Consider the following 20,089-nt stretch of genomic DNA (forward strand, 5'->3'; position numbering starts at 1 on the left):
CGTTCATGATACGTTCCAGCACGATGTTTGGTCCAGCGTTGCCGTTTTCTTTTTTGAAACGACGACTTAACGTAGCAGATTGAGCAGCGACGTGCTCTTCAGCGAGTTGATGATCTGGGCCGAAGCCTCGATCGCCACCTGCGCCATCTGCAGATCGGTGATCGCCCGTGCCGGATCATAGCCGGACTTGTCCTGCATCATCTTCTGCAGGGCGGTCTTCTGATTTTCCTGGGCGTCCAGCGCCGTCTCGACGTGGTTCTGGATCAGACCGTTTTTGGCCGTCTGGTTCGTCAGTCCCGCATTCGCCTTGTCCAGTTCGCCCATCTGCGCCTTCAAAAACGCGGTGACGTTGGCGTCGGGCTGTCCCGTCAGCGTGCCCGCGCCGGCTGGCGTATAGGTCACGCCGCCGACGGTCACCGCCGTGCCGTTCTGGAAGGCCTGAATGTTGCGAAACACCTCAGTCAGCGGCCCGCCGATCTCGCTGGCCAGAAACCCGGTCTCGACCGTGGTCTTCTCGTCGATGCGCGACTTCTGCTTCAAGGTGTCGTTGGCGAAGGTCGCGGCGGTAGACGGCGCCGCCGTCAAATCAGCCATGGTCGCGGCTGTGGCGGGAGCGATGTCGCTCTGGCCGCCCGCAAACAGGTACGAGCCCTGGTGTTCCGCATTCAGTCCCCCCTGCACAGTCTGATAGTTCAGACCGAGCTCCACCATCAGATTGTCGATCCGCCCGGCGGCCAGGCTATTTGCAATGGCCTCGCGCGCCGCATTACCGCCTTCGTAGATGCGGCTCATGGCCAAATCCTGGGCGCTCAGCCGCGCCTTCACGGCCTCGCCAGTGGAGATGAAGCCCTCCAGCCGTGCCTGGGTCGACGTCAGGCTGGTCAGTTGCTCTGCGCCTCGGCCGTAGCCGGACATGTCGGTGGCGATCTTCTCGCTATCGATCCGCTCCTGCGCCTGCTGCGCGCGGCCTTGCGCGTTCATCAGGCTAAGCAAGGCCGACTGGTAGTTCCCGTGGGTCGCGACGCGCGTCATTGCAGGATTCCGATCAGTACGTCGTACATGTCCTTGCTCGCCTGGATCAGGCGCGCAGAGGCGTTATAGGCTTGCTGGAAGGTGGTCATATTGACCAGCTCTTCGTCCATGTTCACGCCTTCGGCCGAGGTGCGGCGGCTGTCCGCCTCCTTGGCCAGGGCGCTTGCCGTTTCGCTGCGGGTCTTGGCGGCCGATGCCTTGCCGCCGATCTCGCCGGCGAAGTCCGCCGCATAGGACGACAGGGTCTTGGTCCCGCCGGCATTTCCGCCGGCTGCGGCGAAGGTGATGTTCGTCTTGCCCACATCCCCCAGCGCCAGTCCGCCGCGCCCATCGTTCTTGCTCAGCGCCGGCGTCCCCGCCGCCGCCGACAGGTTCAGTTGCGCCAGGGCCAGCTTTCCGGGGTCCTGCTGGATGTCGCTGCGCACCGTATAGGCGCCCGCCCGCGTCGATCCGGTCGCGCCTAGGCCAAACAGTTGCGACATTGCAACGCCGGACGGATCCTGGGTCGTATTGTCCTTCACGACGCTCATCGATGTCGCAGACGGGTCGTAGGCCTTGAAGGACAGCTTGCCCGCCGCATCCAGGCTGAAGGCGCCATAGCGGCCAACGCCGGTGATGGGATCGTTCAGCGCGCCCAGCATCTCGCCCATCGTTCCCGTCCCGGCCGGCACCGACACGGTGATGTCGCGAAGACGCGCGCCGGACGGGCCGGCAAAGCGCAAGGTCAGGCTCTCGCCCGGATCGAACCCATGCTGAGACGTCAGGGTCAGGCCCGTCTCGTAGAAGGTCGGCGTCGTCGTGGCGACCAAGTCGTTCAGGCCGAACCAGTGCGAGAATCCACGCCCGCCCTTGGCGCTGGGCGACGTCGCATCGTCGGCGATGGCCACGCCGTTTCCCCCCGCCCCGTCCAGGCGCAGTTGGCCGTCCGAGAAGCTCGCCGTCGCCGTGCCGCCCAGTTGGGCGTTCAGCACGCTGAGGAAGGTGGTCGGATCCGCGGCGGCGCCGTTGATCGTCATCGTGCCGCCGGAAAAGACGATCCGGGCCGAGGCCTGCACCACGCCCGACGCATTGACCGTCGAGATGGTGGTCGCGCCGGTGAAGCCGGTCAGGGCGTTCTCCAACGACTGGCCGGTGTTGCGCCCCGTCAAGGCGGTCGGTGCAGGAACGCTGCTGTTTGCGTTGTGGGCGCGGTTCAGTTCGTCCGCGAGTTTGGCCGTCAACTCACCCAGGCGCGCGGCGGCCGCCGGCGCATCGACATCGCGCATCTCGACCAGACCCCGGATCTGACCGGACGACACGCCGTCCAACAGTGGCCAGCGTGTGCCGCTGGGCTCGGTGATCATGATGTCGGAGAAGGCCGTCATGGCGTCCACCGTGCCGGCCGCCTGGTACGACAGCGTCGCCGCCCCCTCGCCCACCAGGGTCGTGCCTGTGTTGGTGCGCAGGGTGACGCCGCCGTTGGAGCGGGCCTCGACCTTCACATCCATATATTTGGACAGTTCGTTGATCAGGCCGAGCTGGGCGTTCTGGGCGCCCGTCACATCCTCGTTCGTCACCGTGCCGGCGGCGATGGTTTTGTTCAGCTTGGCGATCTGCTCCAACAGCGGATTGACCGTTTCGACCGCGCTCAGCAGCCGGCCGTCCGCCTCCTGACGCGCCGACTGGATCTGGGACGCGATGCCGGCGGCCTGATTGAAGATCGCCTGGGTCTTGTAGATGGTATCCTGACGCCCGGCCGAGGACGTCGGGCTTTCGGCCAGTGTCGCATAGGTGGCGAACAGCTTGTCGACCTGGGCGAAGAAGTTGGTGTCGCTGCTGGGATCGCCGAACTGGTTCTGGATCTGGTCGTACAATTCATAGCGCACGGTCTGGCGTGCGGCGTCCGACCCGGCGCTGAGGCTGGCGGCCTGAAGGAAACGGTCTGTCGCCAGACGCACCCGCGTGACGTCGACACCCGAACCGTAGCCGTTGGTGACGGCGGCCGACTGATCGGCGACCTTGCGGATGTATCCGGGCGTATCGACGTTGGCGATATTGTCGGCGGTGACGCGCAACTGCGACTGGGCGGTCTTCAGCCCCGACGTCGCAATGTTCATGATCGAGTTCAGCGACATTGACGCGTCTCTCCCGCCCTACCCGGCAACCGCTGCATCGCGACGCGCAGTTCTTGCCCAGCCACGCGCCACGCCCGCTCGCACAAAGCGTTGTTTTTCCACAGGATCGTTGATCGGGCGGTCGTCATGATGGGAAAGACGCGCAAAGGTCGGGCCAATCGGGCGCAGGCATCCCGCATGTCACTGATCGGCGGCGCCGCGAAGCCGGGCAAAAAGTGGCGAGAGCGCGGCAATAACGACCGCCGCGCCTCGAATCCGCAGACCCCGACTCTATGCTTTGCATTGTTTTTGCTGACTTATTTTCTTGGCCCGACCCTTGCGTCGAGGGCGGCGAACTCTTGGGCGCAGCAGGCGCCGTCGTCGCTCCTTACGAAAGCCGCCGCGCTTCCATGTCCACCGCTTCCGCCCTGCTCGCGCCTGCCGCTCCGGTTTCGACCGGAACGTCGGCTGCCGCCCTGGGCGCAGAGGCAGTCGATGCGGGCCTGTTCTCCAGCAAGGTCGCCGACGCGCTGAACACGGGCGTCCACGGCGCGCCTGTCGAACGGATGACGCCCGGCCGCCTGACGGGCGCTCGGTCGCTGGGCGTCATCATGGCCCAGCCCATGGCGGCCGAGCCGGACGCCAACACGCCGACCCCGACGACCGATACCATTCCTACGATCTCGGGCGAGATCGCAGACTCCGCACCTCAGCCTTCCCTTGCCGACGAGCGGCAGATCGGCACGGACACGACCGCGAATGACGAAGATAGCTCTGGCCTTGTCGCCGCAACGCCGTTTACAGCCGCGCAACCGATGCCGGCCGTTCCGGTCGCTCAGTCGCTCGATGTCGCGGGCTCGCCGGCCGTTTCCGAGGACGCAGCAGAGACCCCTCTCGATCCACAAGCTCACAAAGATGTTGCGGCAGTCGCATTCGTTGCGCCCGAGGCGATGACGACAACGGTCGCTACGACTTCTCGTTCTGGAACTGATCCGGCGGCCAAGACTGCGCCGGCGCCTGCCAACCAGGATCTTGAAGCGAAGGCCGCCCTAACGGCCGCGACCGCTCAAGCAGTCCTTTCCGAACTCTCCGAAATCCTGACGACCGAAGCGTCGACCTCTTCTCCCGCCGCGGCGAAGACGGCTGAAGTCGAAGCCGCCAAGGCCTCGGTCACGCCTGCCCAGCCGACGACGACTACCGACGGTCCGAAGCCGACAGTCGCGCCCAAGCCTGCCGTTACGGTAGAGGGCGAAGCAGCGCCTCGTACGACCGACGCAGCGCCGCCGGCGCCTGCGAATTTCGACGCTGCGGCCAGCACGATCCAAGTTGCTGCCGCCAACACCGACAAGCCGGCCTCACCGTCGCCGATCGCTCAATCCCTTGCGGCCGCTCAGATCTCGACCGCCCAAGTCCAGATCGCCGTCACGTCGACGACGCCCAAGCCGTCGATCATTGTCCCCGCCGAGGTCGTCGCTGCGGTATCCGAAGCGGCGTCGTCTTTGACAGTCGAAACGGCTGAGGCGTCCCATCAGCCGGCAAAGGCAGCATTGACCGATACGCCGAAGCTGCAAACCGCGCTTCAGCCCGCCACGCCCCTGCGCGGCAGCCTCCAAGCGGTGATGGACCAGACCGGGGACACCGCCGTTCCTGCGGTTCAGACGGGCTTCTCCGAAGACGCCACCCCTTCTAGCGCCGCGATCGAAGTCGCCGCCAAACCGACGCCCTCATCCGCTAAGATAGCCGAGCCCGCGATTGCCGGCGTCGCCGCACCGGAGCCGGCCTCGCCCGAAGCCCCTACAGCAAGCCCCGCGCCGGTTGATGCGCAGCCTGCTCAACAGGCTGCCGTGTCCAGCCATGCTCAGGGCCTGCCCACCCTGTCACGCGCCACCGTCGAGACCACCGCCCAACTCGCCGCGCAGATGGCCCGCAAGCTTGAAGGCCGTTCGACCCGGTTCGACATGGTGCTGACGCCCGAAGATTTGGGCCGCGTCGATGTCAGCCTTGAGATCGGCAAGGACGGACAACTGTCCGCTCGCCTGGCCTTCGACAATCCCGCCGCCGCCGCCGACCTGAAGGGTCGCGCCGACGAACTGCGTCGCCAGCTTCAGGACGCCGGGTTCCAGGTCGCGGGCGATGCGCTCGACTTCTCGCAACGTGATCCGTCCGCAGGCGGCGGCGCCTTCGAGCGCCAACAGCAACGCAACGCCCTGTTCGCCGGCGGCTCTCGCCTGGCGGCCCAAGCCGACACTCCCATCGTCCCGGCGCCCGGCGCCTGGATCAACCATTCCCAGACGCCTGACCGCGTCGATCTGAAGGTCTGACCCCATGGTCGACGCCGTCACGACAACCGCAGCAGCCGGCCGGGTCACCGGCGGCACCAAGGCCCTGGCCTCGAACTTCGAAACCTTCCTGACCCTGCTCACCACGCAGATGAAGAACCAGGACCCGCTCTCGCCGCTGGATTCCAACCAGTTCACGGCCCAGCTGACCCAGATGGCCGGCGTCGAGCAGCAACTGCTGACCAACGACCTGCTGACCAGCCTCTTGGCCGCACAGGCGGGCGGCGGCCTGGACAACGCCGCCAACTATATCGGTAAGAGCGTCACCGCCGCCTGGACCGCGACCGAGTTCAACGACGGCAAGGCTGCGTGGGCCTACGAACTGGGCGCCGACGCCGACAAGGCCACGCTGCAGGTCGTCGACAGCAAGGGCGCCGTCGTCTGGGAAGGCCCCGCGCCCGACAAGAAGTCCGGCCTGCACACCTTCTCCTGGGACGGCAAGCTGAAGGACGGCGGCACGGCAGAGGACGGCGGCGTCTATACGCTGAAGGTCGCCGCTACCGACGCTGCCGGCGCCAAGGTTGACGCCCAAGCCCTGATCCAGGGCCGGGTCACCGGCGTCGAGATGTACAACGGCGCGCCATACCTGGTGATCGGCGACTCCATCCTTCCGCTTTCGACCGTGATCTCGCTGAACGAGATCAAGGCCCAGGCGGCCAACGATACCGACGATACGGAGAATCCGAACGTCCCCACCGAGGAGGCGGCCGCATGATGCGATCCGCCGCCTTCCCGATGACCTCTATTTAAGGAGCGTTCTTCCATGAGCCTCAACAGTGCAATGCTTGCCGGCGTGTCCGGCCTGGCCGCCAACTCCGCCGCCCTGGCGGCGATCTCCCAGAACATCGCCAACGTGAACACCGTCGGCTACAAGCGCACGGCCAGCGAGTTCCAGACCCTGGTCAACAGCCAGACCGCATCGGGCGGCAGCTACTCGGCCGGCGGCGTGACCACCAACACCCGCTCCTACGTCAGCCAGGAAGGTCAGCTTCAGCGCACGACCTCCAGCACCGACCTCGCCGTCAACGGTCAGGGCTTCTTCGTCACCACGACCCAGGCCGAGAACGTCGGCGCGACCGACACCCGCCTGTTCACCCGCGCCGGCGCCTTCACCGTCGACAAGCAGGGCTATCTGAAGAACAGCGCCGGCCTGTATCTCCAAGGCTGGCCGGTCGACTCCAACGGCGAAATCTCGACCGATCCGTCCGACCTGTCGCGCCTGCGCTCGATCAACATCGGGTCCGTCGGCGGCACCGCCGAACCGACCACTCGCGTCCAGATCAACGCCAACCTGCGTTCGAGCCAGGAATCGTCCTCCGCGGCCAGCGCCCAATCCTACAAGGGCGTGTCCGATACGGCGACGCCGGCCGTGACCCACGACGTGTCGGTCCGCTACACCCGCACCGGCGCCAACAGCCACGATCTGGTGATCAAGTCCGGTTCGCAGAAGGTCGACGCCTCGGCGACCTTCGACCCGACCACCGGCGCCATCACTGGACTGACCATCAACGGCGCGAACGCCGGCTCGGCGACCGCGATCGGCACGCCGCCGACCCAGATCCAGTTCACGCCGGCCAGCGGCCCTGCCTATACGCTCAACCTTTCGGACGTCGGCCTGGGCAACGAAAACGTCGCCAAGACGAAGTACGACCCGTCGGTCAACTCCATGGCGATGTACAACGCCGACGACGACAACCCTGTCGGCGTGAAGCCCGACTTCAAGATGAACATCCCGGTTTCGGACTCCAAGGGCGGCCAGCGCAACCTGGAACTCCGCTTCCTGAAGAGCGACGAACCGAACATCTGGTATGCGGAAATCGTGTCCGTGCCGGCCAGCGACGTGATCGCAGGCGCGCCCTACGCCAACGGCCAGATCAAGACCGGCAAGATCGCCTTCACGCCGTCGGGTCGCCTGGACGTCGATACGATGAAGGCCTGGCCGGCCGGCACGGGTCTGTTCGATGATCCGACCATGGCGACGCTGGACTTCGGCAAGTCCGATCCCAACAATCTGACCATGCCGGCCGGTCAGGTCGCCTGGGCTGACGGTCTAGGCATCGCCGCCCAAGCCGTCACGCTGGACCTCAACACCTCGGCCGGCGGCCTCAGCCAGCTGAACACCGCCTCGGTGGTACAATCAACGGTCACCAACGGCACGGCGTTCGGCAATCTGAGCGAGATCAAGATCGACGAAGGCGGCTTCGTCACCGCCATCTTCGACAACGGCGTCATGCGCCGCATCGCCCAGGTCGCGGTCGCCACCTTCCCCAGCCCCGACAGCCTGCGTGAAGTGTCCGGCAACGCCTACGCCGTCAGCCTCCAGTCGGGCACCTTTAACCTGAAGGCGGCGGGAACGGGCGGCGCGGGCGAGATCGCGGCCAAGCAGCTGGAGTCCTCAACCGTCGATCTGTCGGCCGAGTTCACCGGCCTGATCACCACCCAGCGCGCCTATTCCGCCTCGTCCAAAATCATCACCACGGCCGATGAAATGCTGGCCGAGCTGATCAACATCAAACGCTGATCGGCGAGTAAGTAAGCGTTAGTCTCGATGAATCGTCGCGCAAGCAAGGTTTACAGAGTCGTTCAGGGAGGGGCGGAAGTTATCCGTTCCTTCACCACGACGCTTAAACGGACCTTAGTCGGGGACGCCTACCTTCATGACACTACGGTGTTGGTGAAAGAGGCATAAGCCCATGTTGCAAGAGCGACGCCTTAATAGCAAAGGCGAACAATACGTGGTCGGACCGACTGGCACGCCCCTGACCCTCAACGACCTGCCGCCGTCCAACACGGACCGGTGGGTGATCCGGCGCAAGGCCGAGGTCGTCGCCGCCGTTCGCGGCGGCCTGCTCAGCCTCGACGACGCCTTGGCGAAATATCGCCTGACGGCCGAAGAGTTCCTGGCCTGGCAAAAGGCCATCGACAAATGGGGCATGCAGGGTTTGCGCACGACGCGGATCCAGAGCTACCGTTCCTGAGGGTTTCCCCGAAGACGTTCAGGGCCGCATCCGGCGACGGGTGCGGCCCTTTTCGTTTGCGGGCCTCGAAATCGCACCGGTTCCGCACTAAATGGCCGCGATGAGCTTGGTCGAAGATTTCTGCCCCGTTCCCGACATCGCCCGCACCGACATGGATGCGGCGATCGAGAGCGCGCGGGCGGCGGTCGGCCTGCCGGTCGGCGCGCGCGTGGTGGCCGCCATGTCAGGCGGTGTGGATTCCACCGTTGTCGCGGCCCTGCTGCACAAGGCCGGCTATGACGTCGTCGGCGTGACGCTGCAGCTCTACGACCACGGCGCGGCGCTGAAGAAGAAGGGGGCCTGCTGCGCGGGTCAGGACATTCACGACGCGCGTCTAGCCGCCGACATGATCGGCATTCCACACTACGTCTTGGACTATGAGAGCCGGTTCAAGGATGCGGTGATCGACCAGTTCGCCGACAGCTACCTGAAGGGCCAGACGCCGGTCCCCTGCATCCGCTGTAATCAGACCGTCAAGTTCCGCGACCTGCTGGACGTGGCCCGCGACCTGGGCGCCGAGGCGATGGCGACGGGTCACTACGTCCGCCGCGCCGTCGCCGGCAACCGCTCGCAGATGCGCAAGGCGATCGACCACTCGCGCGACCAATCCTACTTCCTGTTCGCCACGACCCAGGACCAGTTGGACTATCTGCGCTTCCCCCTGGCCGATTTGGAAAAGCCACAGGTGCGCGGCGTCGCCGCCGAACTGGGTCTGAATATCGCCGCCAAGCCGGACAGCCAGGACATCTGTTTCGTGCCTTCCGGCGACTATCGCACCCTGATCGACCGCCTGCGTCCGCAAGGGCGTGAGGCCGGTGAGATCGTGCATATGGACGGCCGTGTGCTGGGACAGCATGCGGGCATCACGGACTACACGATCGGGCAGCGCCGCGGCTTGAACGTTGCCGTGGGCGAACCGCTGTTCGTGACCAGGCTGGAGCCCGAAACCCGTCGCGTCATCGTCGGCCCGCGTGAAGCCCTGCTGACCGCCTCTCTGACTTTGGAAGAAACCAACTGGCTGGGCGACGAGGCCACCATCGTCGAGGCGGCCGAGACCAACATCCCCGTCCTGGCCCGCGTCCGCTCGACGCGCCAGCCCTCGCCAGCGCGCCTCGCGATGATCGACGGCGACATCCGCATCGTCTTCGACGAAGGCGAGGAAGGCGTGGCCCCCGGCCAGGCTTGCGCCCTGTATCATCCCGTGGACACCGAACGCGTCCTGGGCGGCGGCTTCATCCGCGACACGACAGCGGTCGTCGTCTAACGACGATCCATTAAATCGAAGACAGTTTGCATCCGACGTGGTGTTCTGTCGCCTCCTACGGTCATCCCACCGACGAGAGGCTCCGATGCGCACCACCGCCTGCCTGGTATCCGTACTGGCCCTAATGGCCGCCCTTCCCGCCGCAGCAATGGCGCAGGCCGCCGCGCCCGCGGCGACAAGCCCGGCGACGCCGACCTATACGGCGGCCCAGTTTTTCGACACCGTCTCATATGGTCTGGGCTATGGCGGGGCCAAGGCGTTCTCGCCGGACGGCAAGTCCGTGCTGATCCGGTCGGACAAGACGGGGGTCTTCAATGCCTACGCCCTGCCCGTCGCCGGCGGCGATCCGATCCCGCTGACCAATTCGACCACGAGCGCGGTCAATCCCGTCAGCTATTTCCCCTCCGACGCACGCATCCTTTTCACCCAGGACGGCGGCGGCGACGAGCTGAGCCATCTGTTCGTGCGGACGCCGGACGGCGCGATCACCGACCTGACGCCTGGCGACAAGGTCAAGGCCGACTTCCTGAGCTGGAGCCAGGACGGCAAGACGTTCTTCGTCACTTCGAACGCACGCGACGCCTCGGCCTTCGATGTCATCGCCTATGATGCGACCACCTATGCGCATCGGACGGTGTTCGAGAACACCGGCGGTTTCTCACCTGCCGCCCTGTCGCCGGATGGCCGGTGGCTGGTGCTGGACAAGGCGCTGACCAGCGCCAACAACGACCTTTATCTGGTCGATCTGACTGCACCGGGCGAGCCCAAGCTGCTGACCCCGCATGAGGGGAATGTCGCCTACACCGCCTTCGACTTCACGCCGGACTCCAAGGCCGTGCTGATCGGCACGGACCAGAACGGCGAGTTCCAGCAGGCCATCCGCCACGATCTGGCGAGCGGGGCGAACACGCCGCTTATCCAGGCGGATTGGGATGTCAGCTTCGTCTTCTATTCGCCGAGCGGCCGATACCGCGTCTCCGGCCTGAACGCCGACGCCAAGACCGAACTGACCCTGCTGGACGCGACGACCAGTCAGCCTGTCGCCCTGACCGGCCTGCCTGACGGCGATATCGGCAATGTCCGGTTTAGCGAGGACGAGAAGACCGTCGCCTTCACCGTCTCGTCCGACACATCGCCGGCCGACGTCTTCGTCGCCGACCTGATGACCGGCGAGGCGAAGCGTCTGACACACGCCCTGAACCCCGCAATCGACGAAAACGCGCTCGTCGAGGCCACCATCGTCCGATACCCCGGCGAGGGCGGCGTCATGATCCCCGCTGTGCTGTACAAGCCCAAGGGCGCATCCGCCGCTAATCCCGCCCCGGCCATCGTCCTGGTCCACGGCGGGCCTGGGGGCCAGACCCGGCGCGGCTATTCGGCCATGGTCCAGCATCTGGTGAACCACGGCTATGCCGTTCTGGGCGCCAACAACCGGGGAAGCTCGGGCTACGGCAAGACCTTCTTCCACCGGGACGACAAGAAACACGGCGAGGCCGATCTGCGCGACATCGTCGCCGGCGGCGAATGGTTGAGACAGCAGGACTGGGTCGCCGACGATCAGGTCGCAGTGATGGGCGGATCCTATGGCGGATACATCACCGCCGCCGCCCTCGCCTTCCATCCCGACGCCTTTGCAGCGGGGGTGGACATCTTCGGCGTGACCAATTGGGTTCGGACGCTTGAGTCCATTCCGCCCTGGTGGGGCGCCCAGCGCATCGCCCTTTATGACGAGATGGGTGATCCAGCCACCGACGCCGAGCGCCACCGCCGCATCTCGCCCCTGTTCCACACCGAAGGGATCAACAAGCCCCTCTTGGTCGTGCAGGGCGAGAACGACCCGCGCGTGCTGAAGGTCGAAAGCGACGAACTGGTCGCCGCCGTCCGCGCCAACGGCGTGCCGGTCGACTATGTCGTCTTCCCGAACGAAGGGCACGGCTTCACCCGCCGCGACAACCGCATCACAGCCCAGGACGCCTATCTGACCTTCCTCGACAAATACGTGAGGAAATAGCTTTCACGAGGACGGAGCGCGTTACCCGACGTGCTCCGTCTGTTCGATTGTGGAGACGATGTGGAGTTATCGTGGACCTGCATCGAAGATTTGACGCGTCCTCGGACATCAAAGATGCACCGGGCTGTTGCACGGCTGTAAACTGCGCATCGCAATGACGGCGTAATCCCCGCCCCGACTAAGCAGGGGATAAAAATGCATCGTCAGACCAAACTGCGCCTTCAGCTGCTGCTGGGGACCGCCCTTCTCGCCGCGCCCGTTTCCGCCTTCGCCCAGACCGCGCCGGTCCAGACCGCGCCGACGGCCGCCAGCGCCGAGCCGGCCGGTCTTGACGACATCGTCGTGACCGCCACCAAGCGCGAAACCAACCTGCAGGACACGCCGATTTCGATCTCGGTCGTCAACGCCGAAGCTCTGGCCGATCGCCACGTGCAGAGCCTGATGGACCTGGCCGACGGCAGCGTCCCCAGCCTGCGCATCGCCACCTTCGAGGCCCGTCAGTCCGCCCTGACCATCGGCATCCGCGGCATCGTGCCGAACGACGCCAACCAGCCCGCCCGTGAGCAAGGCGTCGGCGTCTATGTCGACGGCGTCTATCTGGCCCGACAGCATGGCCTGGCCGCCGCCCTGCTCGACATCGAGCGCGTCGAAGTCCTGAAGGGTCCGCAAGGCACCCTGTTCGGCCGCAACACCGAAGGCGGTGCCCTGTCGCTGGTGACCAAGAAGCCCACGGGCGTGTTCGGCATGCGCGCCATCGCCGGCGTGGGCAATCTGGAGTCCTACAACTCCGAACTGCACGTCGACTTCCCCGCTCTCGGCGACTTCGCCTTCAAGGTCGACGGCATCATTTCGGTCCAGGGTCCGGTGACCGAGAACATCCTGCCGGGACAGACGGGCTTTGGCGAGTATGACCGTCGGGGCCTTCGCTTCCAGACGCGCTGGACGCCGGCCGACAACTTCACCGCCACCCTGGCGGCGGACATCAGCAAGGACAAGAACACCCCGTTCTACAGCCAGCTGCTGAACTTCAACCCGAACGGCCTGACCGTCGTGCCGTTCACCTCGGCTACGGTTCCCTCGGGCAGCATCCGCGCCCTGTCGCCCCTGGTGCAGGTCGAGGGCTCCAACCGCATGACGCAGGCCGACATCGGCGTGCCTCAGCAGTTCAGCGTCGACGACACGCGCGGCATGGACCTGCACCTGTCGTATCGCCCGACCGACTCGCTTGAAATTCGCTCGATCACGGCCTACCGCGATCTGGACGTCGAACAGTACGACAACATCGCCGGCGCCCACCGTCCGCCGGTCGTCGGCCCGAACGGCCGCTTCAGCCGCTATTCGCTGGCCGGCTTCTGGCAGCATCAGTTCAGCCAGGAACTGCAGGCCGTCGGTTCGCTGGGCGACAGCATCGACTATGTCGGCGGCGTCTTCTACTTCAAGGAAACGGTGTCCGACGACGCCGCCACGCCCTCGACCAACCAATGGAATGCCGACGGCACGGGCTACACCATCCTGGACCCCACCCCGACGATCCGTGGCTTCCGCTCGCTGGACCGCGCCTCGACGGCCCATTCGGAATCCAAGGCCATCTACGGCCAGGCGACCTGGACCCCGGCCAGCATGGACGCCCTGCACCTGACGGTCGGCGGCCGCTACACCTGGGACGACAAGGACGGCAAGCTGGAGGTGGTCAACAACGCCGCCACCAACCTGACCTTCAGCTCCAAGGTCGATCGCTTCGACCCGCTGGTCACCCTGGCCTATGACGTCAGCAACAACATCAACGTCTACGGCAAGTATTCGACCGGTTACCGCGCCGGCGGCGCCTCCTCGCGCTCGCTGACCTATCGCTCGTTCGATCCCGAAGAGGTCAAGGCCTACGAAATCGGCCTGAAGAGCGACCTGTTCGACCGCCGCGTCCGCTTCAATGCGGCCGTCTACGCCATGGACCGCACCGACAGCCAGATCGACTTCAGCCTGGTTACCGTCCAGGGCGCCTCGACGCGCAACACGCTGGAAACGATCAACGCCCCGGGCACCACGAAAATCCGGGGCGTGGAGCTGGAAGGTCAGTTCCGGGCGAGCGACAACCTGACCCTGTCGGCCTCCTACGCCTATACGGACGCCAAGGTTCCGGACACGATCAACCCGTTCAACGGCCAGGTGCAGCAGGTCTTCATCGCCTATACGCCTGAGAACGCCGGCAGCGTCGCCGCCGACTGGAACTCGCCCTTCATGGGCGCGACCCTGAAGGCGCACATCGACGCCAACTACGCCGATGCGGCCCACAGCTTCGAGCAGTTCGCGATCAAGGCCGACTCGTCCTTCGTCGTGAACGCCCGCGTCGCCATCGCCGACATCACGACCCGCGACGGCGGTCCGCTGCTGGAAGTGGCCCTGTGGTCGCGCAACCTGCTGAACGAAACCTACGTCTACCGCCGCGACCCGTCGAACCGGAACACCCTGGGCGACTACGGCAACTTCAACAACCCGCGCACCTTCGGCATCGAGCTGCGCGCCTCCTACTAAACGTTCCTCCCGAACGACCGACTGGCCCCCTTCCGCCTTGGCGGGAGGGGGTTTTTCTTCGTCTGCGTGAAGGCTTTGCGACGGCGATATGAAACTTCACCGACGCCGTCCGGTTTTGCTGGACGACGCGACGATCTGGCGCGATGGCGGCTTTCGGAGACGCCATGAGCCCCCTGATCCTGATCGCCGATGACGCCGCCGAGGGCGTCGAAATCCTGGACGCGGCCCTGCGTCGGGACGGCTTTCGTACTGTCGTCGCCGCCGACGGCCAGCAGGCGGCCGACCTGCATGCATCGCTCAAGCCCGATCTCGCCCTGCTCAGCGTCCGCCTGCCCGTGCGCGACGGCTGGGATGTGCTGGGCGAACTGCGTCGGCGCGGCGAGACGCCCGTCATCATGGTTGGCGACCGGGACGAAGCCACAGACAAGCTGCAGGCGCTGCGGATCGGGGCGGACGACTATATCGCCAAGCCGTTCAAACCGGCCGAGGTCACGGCCTCCATCCAGACCATCCTGCGACGCACCGGTAGCGGCGGCCGGACCGCCAAGACCCTGCGCGTCGGTCCGCTGGAGGTGCAGCTGGAAAACTATCTGGCCGCGATCCTGACGCCTTCGGGCAAGCGTCGTCTGGACCTGACCCTGACCGAGTTCCGCATCTTGGCTCACATGGCCCGCACGCCCCTTCGCGTTTTCAGCCGCAGCGAGATCATGCAGGCCTGCTTCCCCAATCAGGCGGTTCTGGAGCGCACGATCGACAGCCACGTCAGCCACCTGCGCCGCAAGCTGGACGCCGCCGACGCCGCCGGACTGCTGACCAATGTACGCGGCGTCGGATACCGGCTCGAAGCCGAGGTTTGATTCCCCTTACGCCGCTATGGCATAGACCCTCAGCCGATGGCCGTCCGGATCGCCCGCCACGAAGCTGCGGACCGGCGTAGCGTTCGTGGGCGGCGTCAGAATGCGCGCCCCGCGATCCCACCAGTCGATATGCGCCTGATCCACCGCCTCGGCGCCCTCTAGCGGAAATTCGACTTCGCATACCTCGCGCCGATCGCCGGCACGCCGCAGCAGCCCCAGCGCCCGCCCCGACGTCAGCTTGAACAAGGCGCGGTCCGGTCCCGCCATCACCGGCCGACAACCAAGCAGGTTGGCATAGAAGCGCGCGCTGATTTCCGGATCCGCGACGGCCAGAAGAATGTCCTCGATCTCGCTCATCAGCCCGGCCCCTTGTGTTTCCAACACTTCGAACCCTAGCCTTCGCTGCTGCCAGTTTCCGTCAGCAGCCGTCGCCCGATCTCGATCTTTCATGCGCCTCGCGCCAGGTCTTCATCAGCGCCTGGCGACGCGTCGGATAGCGCGCCTCCATTACCTCCGCCTCGACGATGCGATCGGTGCGGAAACTGCGGAAATCACCGCGCAGTTCGCACCACGCGATCAGCAATCGCACCCGGTCGAAGAAGGCCAGGGCGAACGGCCAGACGACACGCTCCGACGCCGACCCCGCCTCGTCGCGGTAACACAGCTTCAGCCGCCGCTCGGTGCGGATCGCTTTCCTGAGCAAGGCCGGATCGACGCGATCCGCCGGGAACGGCTCGCCTGGCACGACCAGCAGGGCCGATGTGTCCATCTCGTCGCGCAGGTCGGGCGGCAACACCGCCGAAATCCGTCCCAGCGCCGCCAGCGCCGCATCGCGCATGCGCGGATCGGCGCGATCCGCCACCCAACGCGACCCCAGCACCAGGGCCTCGATCTCTTCCGGCGTGAACATCAGCGGCGGCAGCATGAAGCCCGGCTTCAGAACATAGCCGACCCCCGCCTCCCCTTCGATCGTCGCCCCTTGCGCCTGCAGGCTGGCGATGTCGCGGTAAAGCGTCCGCAGACTGACGCCCATCTCCTCGGCCAACACCTGCCCGCTCACCGGCCGACGATGCCGCCGCAGCACATTCAACAGATCGAGAAGGCGTTCGGAGCGTGACACCTTGCGATCCTAGCAGCCCTACTGCCAGAAAGCGTCAGCAGGAATGGGCCTAGGCCGCTTCCTTGGGCATCACATCGCCGACTGTCGGCCGGTTCTCCGCGCGGGTCAGGGCGATATCTCTGGGTTTGACGATTTCGCCGCAGCAGCCGCACGCGATGCGCGGGGTCAGAGAATGGCCGCAGGTCTTGTGGACCATGTCGATGCCGCTGTCGGCGTCGCCATAGACGTGCTTGTTGCCCCAGCCGTGCAAGGTCACCAGAACGCCGTACAGATCCTTGCCCTTGGCGGTCAGGACATATTCGTTGCGCGGCGGGCGTTCGGAATACAGGCGCGGCTCCAGCACGCCATGCTGGACCAAGCTTTTGAGCCGGGCGGCCAGGACGTTGCGCGCCACGCCGAGATTGTCTTGCCACTGTTCGAACCGGCTGACCCCGTTGAAGGCGTCGCGAATGACCAGCAGGGTCCACGGATCGCCGATCACCTCGAGCGTGGCGGCGATGGAGCAGCTTTGGCGGCTGTAGTCGGCGGTGCGTCCCATAGGCGCGAAAGTGACGCCGCGTCAGGCATTTGGCAAGGGTTGCAAATCCGAACGCTCTAAGTCAGTCTTGTTTCGCAACGGACGTGCGAGCTTCCCGGTTCGCCGCCTTGTTCCTTGGACTTCGGCGGGAGATCGTCATCAGGTCTTCCGCCGCTTCTTCGCCTGACGCAGGATTGCGCAATGACGCCGCTCATTTCCCTCGACGCCGCCCTTACGTTCCAGATCCTCGACGACGGCGGTCTGTCCGCGCCCGTGCCGGGTCATTTCTCGAATGGCCCATCGAGCATGGCGCCGGAGAAGGGTTTTCCGTTCGGCGGGCTGCTGGCGGCCCTGTGCGCTCAGTCGATGCGACAGGGACTGGCGCTGACCGCGCCTCTTCGGACGCTGTCGGTCCAATATCTGTCGGCGGCCAGGTTCGGTGAACAGGTCGCCTTTCGCCCTCGCCTGCTGCGCGGCGGCCGCAACGTTCTGTATGCCGCGGTCGAGGCCGAGCAGGACGGCCGCATGACCCACCACGCCACCGGTACCTATGGTCTCGACGCCGCGCCGCCTCCGCTGACGCCGTTGCACGCGTCACCGCCGCCGCTGGACAGGCTGGACCCGAAGGCCACGATACGCGGGCCGATGTCGCCGCACTTCGCCCAGCACGTCGAATATCGCTTCGACGGCGGCCCCAACATCCTGGGCGGCAATGAAGGCAAGCCGGTGATCGAACGCACCTGGATGCGGATGGCCGACGGCCGGCCCTTGGATGAGGTGGGCCTGTGCTACCTGCTGGACGCGCTGTATCCGCCCGCCTGGACCGCATCCAAGACGCCAGCCGCCATGACCACCGTCGATCTGCGCATCGACATCCTGACCGATCCAACGCTACAGACCGCGCCGGACGGCTGGGCCTTCTTCGAGTTCAGGATGCTGGACCTCGGCCTGGGCTGGACGGTGGACGAGGCGATCGCCTGGGGCGCTGATGGAACGCCGCTGGCCCTGTCGCGCCAACGCCGCAAGCTGCTGCCGCAACGTCCCGCCTGAAGTCAGCCCTCATTCATCATTATCGACGACTATTCCAAATCTCTGGAGTGTCGCCCATGCGTCGTCGAAATCGCCTCTTTTCCGTATCCCAAGTCGTCGTTGTGCTGGGCGGTTGTCTGATGCTGCAGGGCTGCCTTGTCGGCGCCGTCGTCGGCGGGACCGCTGCGGTCGTCGGCGGGACGGCGAAAGCCACTGGCGCTGTCGTCGGCGCCGGCTTCGACGCCGTCACCACCTCGGACGAGGAAACCAAACTGCGTCGCGAGCGTGAACAGCGCGACTATGAACGCGAACAACGCCGATGCGAACAGCACCAGCGTCAGGGCAAACGCTGCTAGATCAGAGACTTAGAACGCACCGCTCGTTGATCGTCGGCCTCGCCACCTGAATTCGGCACAGGCCCGGCCATTCGGGTTTCAGCGTCTCGGCGAACCACAGGCACAGGTTTTCCAGACTGGGCAGCTCCAGTCCCTCGTGCTCGTTCAGCATGCCGTGATCCAGCGTCTCGGCCGCCGCCTTCAGCGCCCGGTCCAGCGCGCCCAGGTCCGCGACCCAGCCGTGTTCGACATCCAGCACCTCGGACCGCACCGTCGCTTCGACCGTGAACGAATGGCCGTGGACACGGCGATAGATGCTGCCCTCGGGCTCGTTCGGGAAGTGGTGGGCGGCGTCGAACGTCGCCTGTTTGGTGATCTCGAAGACAGGCATTAGCGGACGCCGATGTATTTGTGGGTCTGGACGCTCAGGCGCCACTGCGGGTGGGTCAGGCAGTATTCGATGGCGGCGGCGGTGTTTTGCACTTGGTCCGGACCGTCCATCGGCTGAAGCCAGAACCGTTCGAAATCCAGATGCTCGAACCGATCCGGCATGGCCTTGGGCTGGGGAAAGACCAGTTTCAGCTCGGCCCCGCGCGTCTGCACCACATCCGCATCGGCCTTGGGACTGATGCAGATCCAGTCGACGCCGTCCGGCGCTGCGATGGTGCCGTTCGATTCGATGGCGATCTCGAAACCGCGCGCATGCAGCGCGTCGATCAGCGGCGCATCTAGTTGCAGCAAGGGCTCTCCGCCGGTGCAGACCACCAGTTTCGGATCACCTTCGCGCCCGCGCCACATCGCCGCGACGTGATTGGCCAGCAGGTCCGGCGTGGCGAACTTGCCGCCTCCGTCGCCGTCGACGCCCACAAAGTCGGTGTCGCAGAAGGTACAGACGGCGCTGGCCCGATCCTGCTCGCGCCCGCTCCACAGATTGCAGCCGGCGAATCGCAGGAAGACCGCCGGCCGCCCCGCCTGTCCGCCCTCGCCCTGAACCGTCAGGAACACTTCCTTGGCCGAATAGGTCATCGCCCCGACGCCCATTCGTCATAGCCGGCCGCGCGCAGTTCGCAGGCCGGGCAAGACCCGCAGCCATAGCCCCAGGCGTGCCGATGCGTCCGGTCGCCCAGATAGCAGGTATGGCTATCCTCGATGATCAGATCGATCAGCCTGTCGCCGCCGATCCTGTCCGCAAGGTCCCAGGTTTGGGCCTTGGCCAACCACATCAGGGGCGTGTCGATGACGACCGGCTTATCCAGCCCCAGCGACAGCGCCTGCGCCATCGCCTCCATCGTCTCGTGACGACAGTCCGGATAACCCGAGTAGTCCGTCTCGCACATGCCGCCGACCAGGACTTCCAGCCCTCGCCGATCCGCCAGCGCCGCCGCTGCGACCAAGAAGATCAGATTGCGACCCGGCACGAACGTGGTCGGCAGGCCCCGCGCGTCCATTTCGATCTTGCGGTCGGCGGTCAGGGCGCTCTCGGCGATCCGGCCGTATCCGGTCAGGTCCACCACATGGTCATCGCCCAGGCGATCGGCCCACTGCGGCAGGGCCGCCTTCATTCCGTCGCGCACCGCCTGACGCGCCTGCATCTCCACCAGATGGCGCTGGCCATAGTCGAACCCGACCGTCTCCACCCGCTCGAACCGCTCCAGCGCCCAGGCCAGGCATGTCGCGCTGTCCTGCCCGCCGGAGAACAGAACCAGGGCCGTCTTGCTAGCGGTGGGGGAGGTCTTTTCCAGGATGACGCTCATGACGAATCTGCGGTCGGCCGTTTAGCCGCGCGCATGCACAAAGAGATGGAGACCCAGATGGGTCGGGCGGGCCTCATACACCAGACCCAACCCTTGAGCAAAAAAGGCGGATTTGCGTCTTGGATGACGCCGCTTAACTAATCCGCAAGCGATTTGGGCTTTTACTCACAATGAGTAGGAGTTCCAGGCAGT

The 20,089-nt window shown here is 65.6% G+C and carries 18 protein-coding genes; 10 read left to right on the top strand and 8 right to left on the bottom strand.

Annotated elements, in window-relative coordinates; all coding sequences use genetic code 11:
- Positions 1–66: 66 nt before the first annotated feature.
- Positions 67–1,032, bottom strand: a complete 966-nt coding sequence (locus AC3WRC_RS13335; RefSeq protein WP_017504599.1) for a flagellin — start codon at positions 1,030–1,032, stop codon at positions 67–69.
- A complete protein-coding gene (flgK, locus tag AC3WRC_RS13340) occupies positions 1,029–3,146 on the bottom strand; it encodes a flagellar hook-associated protein FlgK (protein WP_492304154.1) in 2,118 nt (705 codons plus the stop codon). The genes AC3WRC_RS13335 and flgK overlap by 4 nt, the downstream gene beginning before the upstream one ends.
- Positions 3,147–3,535: 389 nt before the next feature.
- On the opposite strand from flgK, the gene AC3WRC_RS13345 reads away from it, so the two are divergent.
- The 8 genes from AC3WRC_RS13345 (at position 3,536) to AC3WRC_RS13380 (ending at position 15,142) form a co-directional block, all read left to right on the top strand.
- Positions 3,536–5,446 carry a flagellar hook-length control protein FliK gene (locus AC3WRC_RS13345; protein WP_492304155.1) on the top strand — a complete coding sequence of 637 codons (1,911 nt, stop codon included), beginning with the start codon at positions 3,536–3,538 and terminating at the stop codon, positions 5,444–5,446.
- 4 nt (positions 5,447–5,450) lie between these two features.
- Complete coding sequence (locus AC3WRC_RS13350; protein ID WP_492304156.1) at positions 5,451–6,179, top strand: flagellar hook assembly protein FlgD; 729 nt, start codon at positions 5,451–5,453, stop codon at positions 6,177–6,179.
- A 48-nt stretch (positions 6,180–6,227) separates the two neighbouring features.
- Entirely contained in the window at positions 6,228–7,985 is a 1,758-nt protein-coding gene (flgE, locus tag AC3WRC_RS13355) for a flagellar hook protein FlgE (protein WP_055754753.1), read from the top strand.
- A gap of 172 nt (positions 7,986–8,157) precedes the next feature.
- On the top strand, positions 8,158–8,442 hold the full coding sequence (gene sciP / locus AC3WRC_RS13360) for a CtrA inhibitor SciP (protein ID WP_026108337.1): 285 nt from the start codon (positions 8,158–8,160) through the stop codon (positions 8,440–8,442).
- A 100-nt stretch (positions 8,443–8,542) separates the two neighbouring features.
- On the top strand, positions 8,543–9,745 hold the full coding sequence (mnmA, locus tag AC3WRC_RS13365) for a tRNA 2-thiouridine(34) synthase MnmA (RefSeq protein ID WP_492304157.1): 1,203 nt from the start codon (positions 8,543–8,545) through the stop codon (positions 9,743–9,745).
- Between the two features lie 85 nt (positions 9,746–9,830).
- Positions 9,831–11,756 carry a S9 family peptidase gene (locus AC3WRC_RS13370; protein ID WP_492304158.1) on the top strand — a complete coding sequence of 642 codons (1,926 nt, stop codon included), beginning with the start codon at positions 9,831–9,833 and terminating at the stop codon, positions 11,754–11,756.
- A gap of 195 nt (positions 11,757–11,951) precedes the next feature.
- Positions 11,952–14,285 carry a TonB-dependent receptor gene (locus tag AC3WRC_RS13375; protein ID WP_492304159.1) on the top strand — a complete coding sequence of 778 codons (2,334 nt, stop codon included), beginning with the start codon at positions 11,952–11,954 and terminating at the stop codon, positions 14,283–14,285.
- A 164-nt stretch (positions 14,286–14,449) separates the two neighbouring features.
- Positions 14,450–15,142 (top strand): response regulator, encoded by a 693-nt coding sequence (locus tag AC3WRC_RS13380; RefSeq protein WP_492304160.1) that lies wholly within the window; start codon positions 14,450–14,452, stop codon positions 15,140–15,142.
- A gap of 6 nt (positions 15,143–15,148) precedes the next feature.
- Here the strand turns inward: AC3WRC_RS13380 and AC3WRC_RS13385 are convergent, their stop codons facing one another.
- From AC3WRC_RS13385 to AC3WRC_RS13395, 3 genes are all read right to left on the bottom strand, one after another.
- Entirely contained in the window at positions 15,149–15,499 is a 351-nt protein-coding gene (locus AC3WRC_RS13385; RefSeq protein ID WP_492304161.1) for a VOC family protein, read from the bottom strand.
- 61 nt (positions 15,500–15,560) lie between these two features.
- Positions 15,561–16,262: a helix-turn-helix transcriptional regulator gene (locus tag AC3WRC_RS13390; protein ID WP_066623132.1), complete on the bottom strand. Its 702-nt coding sequence runs from the start codon at positions 16,260–16,262 to the stop codon at positions 15,561–15,563.
- A 49-nt stretch (positions 16,263–16,311) separates the two neighbouring features.
- Positions 16,312–16,800, bottom strand: a complete 489-nt coding sequence (locus tag AC3WRC_RS13395; protein ID WP_017504587.1) for a winged helix-turn-helix transcriptional regulator — start codon at positions 16,798–16,800, stop codon at positions 16,312–16,314.
- Positions 16,801–16,980: 180 nt separating this feature from the next.
- On the opposite strand from AC3WRC_RS13395, the gene AC3WRC_RS13400 reads away from it, so the two are divergent.
- Positions 16,981–17,829, top strand: a complete 849-nt coding sequence (locus tag AC3WRC_RS13400) for a thioesterase family protein (RefSeq protein ID WP_492304162.1) — start codon at positions 16,981–16,983, stop codon at positions 17,827–17,829.
- A gap of 56 nt (positions 17,830–17,885) precedes the next feature.
- Positions 17,886–18,164, top strand: coding sequence for a hypothetical protein (locus tag AC3WRC_RS13405; RefSeq protein WP_492304163.1), 279 nt, complete (start codon positions 17,886–17,888; stop codon positions 18,162–18,164).
- 1 nt (position 18,165) lies between these two features.
- Here AC3WRC_RS13405 and AC3WRC_RS13410 read toward each other — a convergent pair whose 3' ends face one another.
- From AC3WRC_RS13410 to queC, 3 genes are read right to left on the bottom strand one after another with little or no spacing between them, the layout of a single operon-like run.
- Positions 18,166–18,534 carry a 6-pyruvoyl trahydropterin synthase family protein gene (locus AC3WRC_RS13410; protein ID WP_492304164.1) on the bottom strand — a complete coding sequence of 123 codons (369 nt, stop codon included), beginning with the start codon at positions 18,532–18,534 and terminating at the stop codon, positions 18,166–18,168.
- The gene (queE, locus tag AC3WRC_RS13415; RefSeq protein WP_284877981.1) at positions 18,534–19,169 is read right to left on the bottom strand and encodes a 7-carboxy-7-deazaguanine synthase; all 636 of its coding nucleotides are present in this window, start codon (positions 19,167–19,169) and stop codon (positions 18,534–18,536) included. The genes AC3WRC_RS13410 and queE overlap by 1 nt, the downstream gene beginning before the upstream one ends.
- Positions 19,166–19,897 (bottom strand): 7-cyano-7-deazaguanine synthase QueC, encoded by a 732-nt coding sequence (queC, locus tag AC3WRC_RS13420; RefSeq protein WP_492304165.1) that lies wholly within the window; start codon positions 19,895–19,897, stop codon positions 19,166–19,168. The genes queE and queC overlap by 4 nt, the downstream gene beginning before the upstream one ends.
- Positions 19,898–20,089: the final 192 nt, after the last annotated feature.

This window comes from Brevundimonas sp. EU05-FHT14B07, assembly GCF_058790795.1.